Source organism: Pseudomonas sp. P7759 (assembly GCF_013386445.1).
GTDB classification, from domain to species: domain Bacteria; phylum Pseudomonadota; class Gammaproteobacteria; order Pseudomonadales; family Pseudomonadaceae; genus Aquipseudomonas; species Aquipseudomonas azotoformans_A.
This window is the reverse complement of the sequence record NZ_JACART010000027.1, coordinates 114,647-125,183: the sequence shown is the minus strand read 5'-3', so window position 1 is coordinate 125,183 and position 10,537 is coordinate 114,647. Positions and strand designations below refer to the sequence as shown.

7 protein-coding genes are annotated in these 10,537 nt (G+C 60.0%); 2 read left to right on the top strand and 5 right to left on the bottom strand.

The window, feature by feature from the left end; all coding sequences use genetic code 11:
• Positions 1 to 38: 38 nt before the first annotated feature.
• Genes alc through puuE form a run of 3 tightly spaced genes read right to left on the bottom strand, consistent with a single transcriptional unit; the run spans position 39 to position 2,514 of the window.
• On the bottom strand, positions 39 to 1,034 hold the full coding sequence (gene alc, locus HX823_RS21170) for an allantoicase (RefSeq protein WP_038847468.1): 996 nt from the start codon (positions 1,032 to 1,034) through the stop codon (positions 39 to 41).
• A gap of 41 nt (positions 1,035 to 1,075) precedes the next feature.
• Positions 1,076 to 1,591, bottom strand: a complete 516-nt coding sequence (gene uraD, locus HX823_RS21165) for a 2-oxo-4-hydroxy-4-carboxy-5-ureidoimidazoline decarboxylase (protein WP_038847466.1) — start codon at positions 1,589 to 1,591, stop codon at positions 1,076 to 1,078.
• Positions 1,588 to 2,514 carry an allantoinase PuuE gene (gene puuE / locus HX823_RS21160; RefSeq protein WP_177076470.1) on the bottom strand — a complete coding sequence of 309 codons (927 nt, stop codon included), beginning with the start codon at positions 2,512 to 2,514 and terminating at the stop codon, positions 1,588 to 1,590. The genes uraD and puuE overlap by 4 nt, the downstream gene beginning before the upstream one ends.
• A gap of 345 nt (positions 2,515 to 2,859) precedes the next feature.
• Between puuE and uraH the strand changes: the two genes are divergently transcribed.
• Entirely contained in the window at positions 2,860 to 3,213 is a 354-nt protein-coding gene (gene uraH, locus HX823_RS21155; protein ID WP_038847464.1) for a hydroxyisourate hydrolase, read from the top strand.
• A 145-nt stretch (positions 3,214 to 3,358) separates the two neighbouring features.
• Positions 3,359 to 8,524, top strand: coding sequence for a dermonecrotic toxin domain-containing protein (locus HX823_RS21150; protein ID WP_177076468.1), 5,166 nt, complete (start codon positions 3,359 to 3,361; stop codon positions 8,522 to 8,524).
• On the opposite strand, the gene HX823_RS21145 is transcribed toward HX823_RS21150, so the two are convergent.
• Both HX823_RS21145 and HX823_RS21140 read right to left on the bottom strand, forming a co-directional pair.
• A complete protein-coding gene (locus HX823_RS21145; protein ID WP_177076466.1) occupies positions 8,508 to 9,146 on the bottom strand; it encodes a LysE family translocator in 639 nt (212 codons plus the stop codon). The two genes, HX823_RS21150 and HX823_RS21145, sit on opposite strands and share 17 nt — an antisense overlap.
• Positions 9,147 to 9,158: 12 nt before the next feature.
• Positions 9,159 to 10,505, bottom strand: coding sequence for an NCS2 family permease (locus HX823_RS21140; RefSeq protein ID WP_177076464.1), 1,347 nt, complete (start codon positions 10,503 to 10,505; stop codon positions 9,159 to 9,161).
• Positions 10,506 to 10,537: the final 32 nt, after the last annotated feature.

Genomic DNA, 10,537 nt, shown 5'->3' with positions numbered 1-10,537 from the left:
CCAGCGCGGGGCAAGCCCGCTCACTACAGGTTTAGCGATTACTTCGAAACTTTACCGAAGACCCGCAGGCGACTCACACCGCCATCCGGGAACACATTCAAGCGGATGTGGGTAATCGGCCCCAGAGCCTTGATCTGCTCGGCGAAGGTGTGTTCGGCGTGCATTTCCAGTTTCTGTGCTGGCAGCAGTTCGCGCCAGAACAGCGATTGGGTTTCGATCTGGCTGTCGGTGCCGCCTTTCACGAAAGCGCCCTGGATCGAGCAGGTGTCCGGGTAGTTGCCCTTGAAGTGCAGGGTGTCGACGATGATCTTCTCGATCTCGCCCGGATGGCCCAGTGCGACGATCACCCAGTCATTGCCAGGTGTACGACGACGCGCGGTTTCCCAGCCATCGCCCATGTTGATGCCACGGCCTGGGTTGAGGATGTTGCTCATGCGGCCGAAGTGTTCATCGGAGCAGGCCAGGGCACGACCACCGTTGAGTGCAGCAGCCAGGTCGACCTGTTCGTTGTCGCCCACCGAGGACCAATCGCGGAACGGCACGCCGTACACGCGCAGACGGGCCACGCCGCCATCCGGGTAGATGTTGAAACGCAGGTGGCTGAACGCCTGGTCGTTGTTGATCTCGTGGTAGTGGTGACTGTTGCCTTGCAGCTCGACGGCCGACAGCACTTCCACCCACTGGGTGTTGTCATCCGGGTCGCCCGAGGTCAGGAAGCAGGCTTCCAGGGAGGCCGACGGCGGGAAGTTGCCGGTGAAGAATGAAGTGTCGATGTCCACGCCTTTGATGCTGCCCGGCACACCCAGGCGGATCACAGCGCTGTCGTAGCCTTCGAAGCGCTTGCGGCGCGACTCCCAGCCGTCCATCCACTTGCCGTTGTCATCGAAAACGCCCTCCTTCCACACGGCCGGGGTCGGCTGGAACAGGCGGTTGGCGTCGGCGAACCAGTCATCGGTCACCGAAAGAATCTTGGTGCCCAGGCGGGCGTCGGCCAGGTTGACGAACTTTTCGAAAGGTACGGCGTAAGCTTTCATTCTTCTTGTCTGCCTTAGAGAGAGTGGCTGGGGATGGTCGTTTAGAGGGTCAGTAATCGGAACAACGCGATCTTGTTGATCTCGGCCAGTGCACACTTGAACTCGGTGTCCACCGAGTTGTGGATGCGCGTTTCGAACGCGGCCAGGATCTGGTGCCGGTTGCTGCCTTTTACCGCCATGATGAAGGGAAACTTGAACTTGGCCTTGTAGGCATCGTTCAGCTCGGTGAAGCGAGAAAACTCTTCGGCCGTGCATTGGTGAATCCCCGCGCCAGCCTGTTCATCAGTGCTGGCTTGGGTGAGTTGGCCCTGGACGGCAGCTTTGCCGGCCAGGTCCGGGTGAGCGTTGATCAGGGCCAGCTGGCTGGCATGATCGGCGCTCAACAGGATGTCGCTCATACGCTGGTGCAGGGTTTCGATTTCATCAATCGAGGGATCCTGGCCCAGGTCGAAGGCCTTTTCAGCCACCCATGGCGAATGTTCGTAGATATCGGCGAAGGCTGCGACGAATTCATCGCGGCTCAGGGTCGAGGGTTTCAGGGTCTGGAACGCAGTCATTTGGCGGCTCCCTTGAAAGGGTGGGTGTCATGCCAGTGACGGGCAATGTCCACTCGGCGAGTGAACCACACCTGTTCGTGACCTCTGACGTATTCGATAAAACGCTTCAACGACGCCAGGCGTGCCGGGCGGCCGATCAGGCGGCAGTGCAGGCCGATGGAGAGCATCTTCGGCGCCTCAGCGCCTTCGGCGTAGAGCACGTCGAACGCGTCCTTGAGGTACTCGAAAAAGTCATCGCCCTTGTTGAAACCCTGCACCTGGGTGAAGCGCATATCGTTGGTGTCCAGGGTGTAGGGGATCACCAAATGCGGCTTGCCGGTGGGATTGTTGGGTTCCCAGTAGGGCAGGTCGTCGTCGTAGGTGTCGCAGTCGTAGAGGAAACCGCCTTCCTCCATCACCAAGCGCCGCGTATTCGGGCCGGTGCGGCCGGTGTACCAGCCCAGTGGGCGCTCGCCGGTCAGTTCGGTGAGGATGCGGATGGCTTCGAGCATGTGCTCGCGTTCCTGGGCCTCGTCCATGTACTGGTAGTCGATCCAGCGGTAGCCGTGACTGCAGATCTCATGGCCAGCCTCAACCATTGCACGGATCACATCCGGGTGACGCTGGGCGGCCATGGCCACGGCGAAGATGGTCAGCGGGATATCGAATTCTTTAAACAGCTTGAGGATGCGCCACACGCCGGCACGGCTGCCGTATTCGTACAGCGACTCCATGCTCATGTTGCGTGCGCCTTGCAGCGGCTGGGCCGAGACCATTTCCGAGAGGAAGGCTTCGGACTCTTTGTCGCCGTGCAGGATATTGCGCTCGCCACCTTCTTCGTAGTTGAGTACGAAAGACAGCGCAATGCGCGCCTTGCCCGGCCAGTGGGGGTGAGGAGGGTTACTGCCGTAACCGATCAGGTCGCGTGGGTAGTCAGCGCTCACTGCAGTCTTCCTTCTTGTTCGTCGTGTTAGCGATGAGTGATTGTATACAACTTATCGCGCACTTTGTAAGCCTACATTTCTGCATTTTTTCTGCAGGGCTCTAGATGAATGGTGTAGCAAGAAACTTGCCTGGTTGGTCAGCTAATGGACAAAAGGTCTTTTAAAAGCAAGGTTAACGGGTCAATTGCCCTGCTGAGCAATGGCGGTAGGCGGATCCAAAGGTTTGTGATTTTTATTGTGTACAATTTTTTTAAAAAGTGTCTTAATCAACCATCGCCGGCTTTTTCGCTGCCCTGAAAAAGTGCGGATCACTCTTCTACTGACTACGGGAGGCGCGTAGACGCCATGGGACGTTTGACCACACACGTTTTGGATGCCGCACATGGCTGCCCCGGCAGCGCGATCAAGGTTGAGCTGTACCGCGTCGAAGGCGCGCAGCTTGAGCTGGTTGCCACTACGCTGACCAACAGCGACGGCCGCTGCGACGCGCCCTTGTTGCAAGGCGATGATTACCGCAGTGGCGTGTACCAGTTGCAATTCAGCGCCGGTGACTACTACCGCGCCCGTGGCGTGCAACTGCCCGAGCCGGCCTTCCTGGATGTGGTGGTATTGCGCTTTGGCATCAGCGCCGAACAGGATCACTACCACGTCCCGCTCCTGATTTCGCCCTACAGCTACTCCACCTATCGCGGTAGCTAGCGTCACCTCGCTTCACACCCCCAAAGCTCTTCGTTGGTTTTTCGCCCGCCCACACTGCGGGCTTTTTTTCGTCTGGCACTTATGTAACGCACCGATAAAGCGGTGAGTACCTAGGCTCGGTTTTTTCAGCCGTGAAGACGCCGCCATGAGCACCGAAATATCCGATCCTGCGCCCTTTGATTTCGACGACCCTGACATTACCCAGGACGAATGCCTGGCGGCGATTTGCACGCGGTTGGCGTGGCGCTTGAATAGCGCGCCCCGGCCCAGTCGCACGATCAATCAATGGCATGCCACCCAGGCGCGCAATCTACACACCACAAAACAGTTGGGTGAACTGGCTGGGCGGGCGCCGCGCATCCTCTCGGTGATCCGCCACGCCTTGCGCGAAGCGTTTGCCCTGGACCCGGACACCCTGCTGTTTCGCGAGCCGCTACCGCCGCAGCCCGCGCGCCAGGTCGACAACCTGATGGATCGAACCCTGGCGCTGTTTCGTGACCCCGGTGTGCCGATCAACCTCCATCACTTCACGGCACTGAGCCTTGCCGGTGATCCCGAGCGCGCATTGCCCTTCAATGCCTGGGAGGCGCTGTCCCGTGTCAGCAAGCTCAATCTGCCAGCCAGGATCAACGCCGCCATGAAAGGTTACTGGGAGCATCTTGCCCCTGGCTCCTGGCGCTCACGTCGGGAGCGCTGGGCTGAATTGCGCAAGACCGCGTTTGCCGACCAGGCTTTTCTCGCCCACCAGGTGTTTCAACTCTCCCCAGCTGGCTACGCGATGGTCAAGCAACTGGTGGACGCCCCCAGCGCCGAAGCGCGGCAGCGTGCGGGCGGCGCCTGGGCCACGGTGCAAGTGGGGACGCTGGCCTGGCCCCATGCCAGCGTCGGTGCGCTGGTGATTCCCGGAGCGTTGCACATTTACCGAACGGGGGCGGCGGACGGGCCCCAGGTTATTTACCTGCCGGGGTTGCTGTGTGCGTTTCATGAGTTTCGTTCCTGGCGTCAGGCACAGCAGGACTTGCCTGAACGGGTGCAGAGGTCGTTGCTGAGTGAGTCCTGGCACTACCTGCCGCTCAAGCGTCAGGCGAACATCCCGCTGCAGCCGGGTGTGATGGTGCAGGAGGACGCCCTGGCGCACAGTGCGCAAGCCTTGCTCGACGAGCAATGGAAGAATGAATGGGGGGCGGTGTTGTCGCTCGATTACACCGCGCCGTCAGCGTCTGGAACCCCGCTGCCGAGTCGCAGGGCCTCGCGGTTGCTGGGGTTTATCGAAAAGGGCCGCAAGCGCATGAGCCGTGGCCTGCCGTTCGGAAAGAGTCTGGATGCCTTGCTGGAGTGGGACCGGCAGCGGCGCCAGCACGAGATTGTATTGGGGAGCCAGTCCCCTGACCTGCCGCGCAAGGGGGGCGACCGGCAGCTGCGCCGCTATGAAAACGCATTGCTGGCGCTGTGGATGGACAAAGATTTGCGCCAGCACAGCGATGCCTATCCAGCGTTCCTGGCCCTTGAAAAAGACCACCAGACCCAAGTTGAGACCGTGAACCAATGGCTTCAGTCAGCAGACGCTAGGTTATTCGACGCGAGCTTCTGGCTTGAGCGCCCCGACGGTGGCTCTAAGCGCGCATCGCTGATCTTGAACGCCCAGCGCCGGGCCTGGCGACTGGCGGCGCAGCTTGAGCACCGGCTTGGGTTGATCAAGCAAGTGCACTTGGACCGATTGCTGGAAGTCATCAACACACCCTTGGCGACGCAGCGCGGCAACAGTGACACGCGGGTGTTGCAGGTATCAGTGGGCAACCATCCAGACAATGCCTACCGCCTGATGAGCGTATTTGTGGTCACCACTGTCCGTGCCCTGGCCGAGCCGAATCTGCGCCAGCCGGTCGTCTTGGTGGTGGGCGGCGAGTTGGGCGGGCTGGCGGTATTCGAGCAGCTGGAACGTTTGTCCCAAGGGCTGCGCGCAAGCTTCGGTAGCCGTGACAGTTCGGTGTTGTGGCGTTACATCGGCCGAGAGGTACGTTCTGCCGCACGCTTTAGCCTGGCCAAGTCGATGCACGTGGGCTACAGCGCTGTGGACCACGATGTGTTGTATGAAGATTTCAAAACGCAGGTTGAGCACCATGCCCGACTGCATAAACGCCTGGATGAGCCTGGCCGGTTATTCAGTGAAGTCAGTGATGCTTCCTTGGGGCGAACGCTCTTGGCGCAAGAGCTACGCGAGCATCTGAGCGTACCGATTAATCAGAGCCGCACGCTGGCCCTGGCCAATGTGGCGTTCATGCGGTTCGCCGCCGAGCAGGGGAAAAGCCAACCGGCGTGGCTTGCCGCGGCCACGGTGGACCAGCGTAAACCCTACCAGCGCTTGCAGCGCCGCTATGTATCCAGCGCGCTGGCGCAGGAAAGCCGTCTATGGCAAATCCTGCCGTCGTTGCATGGGTTTGCCCGCGGGCTGTTGGTGCAGCAACTGACACAGGATGGGTTCTATCCGGAACTGGATGTGGATAAGCCGCTGTTGAATATGCCCGATGATGTCGGCTCTCAATATTGCGGCTGGTTTTCCAGTCAATGCGTGGTGGGTGATCGTCACGTCAAAAAGATCGTCAGCTCCGAACGCACCACCTTTAGCCTGTTGGAACTGGCCCTGCATAACCTCGACGCCCAGGCGCCCTGGACGCAATGGCGCTTGAACCGGGCGCGCTACCTGCAGCCGGAGTTGAAAGAGCGATTGAATCCGCGCTATTTGATCAAGACATTGTCGGCACTGGACATTGGCGGTCAATACGACGCGTTGATCCAGCGTGCATTCAGTCCGGCGCCCACCGGGCTTTCCCGGCCGTTGATTGACCGGACTACGCAGCACCTGGCTAGCATGCAGCTGTATTCGGCCACGCGGCAGGGTCTCTCGGCGGCAGGCCAAAGCTTGTTCAACACGGCATTGTCGGCCCGTTTACCTGCCGACCTGTACAAAAACGGCCACCAGATCAGCCTGTCCTTTGTGCGCCTGCGCGGCTACACGATGCAACATGATCGGCATGTCGCCGGTGTGCTGGTGATCATCGACCAGCTCAACCTGCTGTGTCTGGTGTATTGGCCGTCTGCGACGGTTTTTCCGGTGCTGGCCGAGTTCAGCACGTGGGAGCGGGCGAGGACGGCATTGCATCAATTGAATGCCATGCCTGGCGGTGTCAAGGAGCTGGCATACAGGGTGGCGCCCGGTTGGGAACACGAGGCATTGGCCAGTTATCCCGGCCGTGGCGCCTTGCCCATGCCTTCAGGACTGCAGATCAGGTTCTTGCCGACGCCAAGATTTGGCAACGTCGTACTTGAGGCGACCGAGGCGATCCATCGACTGGTTCGCGAATTCAAGATCAAACACACCCTACCCGTTGCCGACGTGCAGGCCATCGAGGCTCATATCCAGGAGCAAATCGACGCCGCGCCCACGGCCTGGCTGGATTTCGTTCCGGCCGCCCACAGCGATACCCTGGCACTGCTCGCCCACGCCCACATGCTCGAAATCCAACAACGTGCCCATGCCCGCGCCACGTCCAGTGCGACGCTGGCGCATTACCGTGAACAGCGCCTTGACGATCAACGGAACGCCTCGTTGCGCGGCATTCTGTCTTTTGTGCCACTGCTCGGCACGGTGATCGGGCTGTATGAACTGTTTCTGGCCGCCAAGCGCTACCACCACAGCCGGCGCCCCGAGGACGCGGTGGATGTGGCGTTCCTGAGGTTGATGGTGTTTATCGACCTGCTGAGCTTATTCGTACCAGGGCCCAAAACGTCCAAGACCGCAGGCGTGCGCAGTGGGTTGAACCAGCTGCATCGACGGGGCAGCCACTTGTCAGTGCCGCCGGCGCCGCGCCCGGTCAAGGTGTTGGAGCGCCTCAGCAAGCCCCTTTCCACCGAAGGCGCCTTACCGCTGCAAGGGCTGGGAGAGAAGGGCGTGTATGTAAAAAACGGCGAGCTGTTTTTGGTTGACGGCGAGCACCGCTATCCCGTGTATCGACGTGGCGATGAGTCGGCGTTGCGAGTAAAGAGCCCGCGTGGCGAGGCCGAGGGAGAACTGCTGCTCTATATCCGGGAAGACCGCGAATGGTCGCTGGGCGCCGATGCACCTCAAGCGGGGCCCAGTTCGCAACCCCTCCTTCCTTGGCATGCACCGGTGGAGCCGCCGTCTGACTGGTGGCCGCCGATTGTGCGAACGGCGACGGAAAACAAGATTCTTCAATCGGGCGCGTTGACGCTCCAGTGGCCGGATTGGCGTATGCACATTCCGATTACGCCTCAATTGAGCTCACCGGCGCCCGGTGTATTTCGTGTCCCGGTCAATGGTCGTGGGTTTGACGTGAATGCCCTGCGCGTCGCGCCCCCGAACACCAGCCTGAGCGGGCCGTTGAGTACTTATTACAGGTTGCTGCCTCAAGGCCCTCAAGCGCCTTTGAACCGCATCGTCTTTATCACGAAGAATGAGCCATTGGTTTCTTTAGCCCATGTGGATATAGATCGTTGGACCCGCACAGCGCTAGGTGATCAGCCTATTCCAGCAACACGTTCACCCCTGGGTGAATGGCGATTGCATGCACCACTGTTCGATCGACCACTATCGGAGTACGTGGGTCAGGCCTTTCCAACCATGACCCGCAAAACCCGGGAGTTCGTTGTCGCCAGGATCGTTGAGTTGGCAGGCCCGCAGCGCCCTGCGACGGCGACGCATTTGCTCAATCTGCGAGCAACACTGGACGAATGGTTGCCCCCACCTCCCGCAAGGTTTGGGCAGACGGACGATTTGCTGAGGCTGTTGCGACCTTCCAAACGGGGCGAGAGCACCACATTTATCAGTTATCAGGGTGCATCCCCTGGCATGTATCGCGTTGACTTCGTTCCACCGTTCCCACTGGGTCAAGTGCTCCATCGCGGTGGCAAGGCGGTTGCGGGACAAAGAGATATCGCTCAGCGTGCAGCCGTCAAAGGAGCGCTAGAGGCACAAGGGTTCACTGTCCGGGAGTTCCGGATCAAACGTCGTGCTACGTTCTCTCAAGAAGGGATCGCGACGCACCCCAGTTCGCCAGGCCAGGTGTACTACCTTTCCTACGCTTGGTTTGACAAGGGGTACCTGCATTTAGGCCGTCGATTGACGGACAACTGGATTGCCGCGGCAGACTGGCATTACATGACGGCGACTGTATCCGCCGAGATCCACATGGCGCTGCAGGAGCAACGCTTGGTCCGGATCCTGGCGGGCATCCAATGGCCTGTCGCGGGGGATGTTTCGCCCAGTGTTTACTTCGTCAAAATGACGCCTTGAAGTTGATCAGCGAGAGCACCCCCGCGCCACTGAACAGCGTTGCACTCACGCGGTTGAACCAGCTTTGACCCTTGCCGCTACGCAGGTAACGCGCAGCGCCGTGGGCACTCAGGCCGTAGAACAACTTGCACAGCAGGTCGAGGACGGTCCAAGTGGCAATCATGATCAGCAACTGCGGCAAAAAGGCCTGGTCACTGTGGAGGAATTGCGGCAGGAACGCGGCAAAAAACAGGATGTCCTTGGGGTTGCTGGCGCCCAATACAAAGGCTCGGCCAAACAGTGCACGAAAGCGTGGCACCGGTGCGCTGTAAGGCACCTCTGCCGCCTTGGCCGGTTGCCGTGATTGCTGCCAGCTCTGCCACGCAAGGTAGAACAGGTACGCCGCGCCGACGATCTTCAAGGCGCTGAACAATTGCTCCGAAGCCAGCAGAAGCGCGCCCAGGCCCAGGGCCGAAGCGCTCAACAGGCAGATCGAGGCAAACACCCCACCAAGAAACGCTGGATACGAGCGGCGCAGGCCGTAGTTGAGACTGTTGCTGATCATCAGCAATGACAGGGGGCCCGGGATCAGGATCACCACCAATGCCGCGCCGCTGAACAGTAGCCAGGTTTCCAGGTTCATCCGTTACTCCTTTTATAGAAATATGAATTTGGCGATAAAGATCGCGCACAGCACCCACAGGCTGACGGAAATCTCGCGGTACTTGCCGGTGCCGGTCTTGAGCGCCACGTAAGTGATAAAGCCCAGGGCGATACCATCGGCAACCGAGAACGTCAGCGGCATCATGATCGCGGTGACGATCGCCGGAATGCTGTCGGTGGCTTCATCCCAATTGATATGGGCCATGCTTGCCATCATCAGCATCGCGACATAAATCAGCGCGCCCGCAGTGGCATACGCCGGAATCATCCCTGCCAGCGGCGCAAAAAACATCGCCGCCACAAACAGCACGCCCACGGTCACGGCAGTGAGCCCGGTGCGCCCGCCAGCGGCGACGCCAGCCGCACTTTCCACATAACTCGTCACCGGTGGCACACCGACCATCGCCCCAAACACACTGGAGGCGCTGTCGGCCTTCAATGCGCGGGACAGGTTGTCGATCTTGCCATCGGCATTGACCAGCCCGGCCCGTTGCGCAACGCCCATCAGTGTACCTGCGGTGTCAAACATGTGTACAAAAAGAAATGCAAATACCACGCTAATCATGCTGATATTGAATACACCTTTTATATCCATGGCCATCCAGGTTGGCGCCAGGCTTGGCGGTGTAGACACCATGCCATTGTAATGCACCAAGTCCAGCCCCCAGCCAGCCAAGGTGACGGCGATGATGCTGATCAGGATCGCGCCGAACACGCGGTGGTAGCTGAGGATGGCGATCAACAAGAAGCACACCGCCGCCAGCAGTGGCGCGGGTTCATGCAGCGAACCGAGCTTGATCAACGTGGCTGGGCTCTCGACAATGATCCCGGCGGTTTTCAGGCCGATCACCCCGAGGAACAAACCCACGCCCGCGCCCATGGCATGGCGCAGGCTCACGGGGATGCTGTTGAGCAACCATTCGCGCACGCGGGAAAGGGTCAGGCCCATGAACAGCACGCCAGAGATAAACACCGCACCCAGCGCGGTTTCCCAGGTGTAGCCCATGGTGCCGACCACGGTGTAGGTGAAAAACGCGTTCAAGCCCATGCCCGGCGCCAGGCCCACCGGCCAGTTGGCGTACAGCCCCATCAGCAGGCAACCCAGCGCGGCGGCGATGCAAGTGGCGACGAATGCCGCGCCGTGGTCGATGCCGGCGTCGGCCATGATGTTGGGGTTGACGAAGATGATGTAGGCCATGGTGATGAAGGTGGTGAGGCCGGCGATCAGCTCGGTCTTCACTGTGGTGCCATGCAAGCTGAGCTTGAACAGGCGTTCTAGCCAACTGTTATTAGGCGGGGCGATGTCCAGCGTAGGGGCTTCGGATTTGCGGCTATCCACAGCGAGTACTCCTCAAGAGTTTTATTGTTATT

Excerpts from the sequence above, each read along its gene's own strand:
- uraD (WP_038847466.1), bottom strand. The coding sequence starts at position 1,591 with ATGACTGCGTTCCAGACCCTGAAACCCTCGACCCTGAGCCGCGATGAA.
- uraH (WP_038847464.1), top strand. The coding sequence starts at position 2,860 with ATGGGACGTTTGACCACACACGTTTTGGATGCCGCACATGGCTGCCCC.
- alc (WP_038847468.1), bottom strand. The coding sequence starts at position 1,034 with ATGAAAGCTTACGCCGTACCTTTCGAAAAGTTCGTCAACCTGGCCGAC.
- HX823_RS21145 (WP_177076466.1), bottom strand. The coding sequence starts at position 9,146 with ATGAACCTGGAAACCTGGCTACTGTTCAGCGGCGCGGCATTGGTGGTG.
- HX823_RS21150 (WP_177076468.1), top strand. The coding sequence starts at position 3,359 with ATGAGCACCGAAATATCCGATCCTGCGCCCTTTGATTTCGACGACCCT.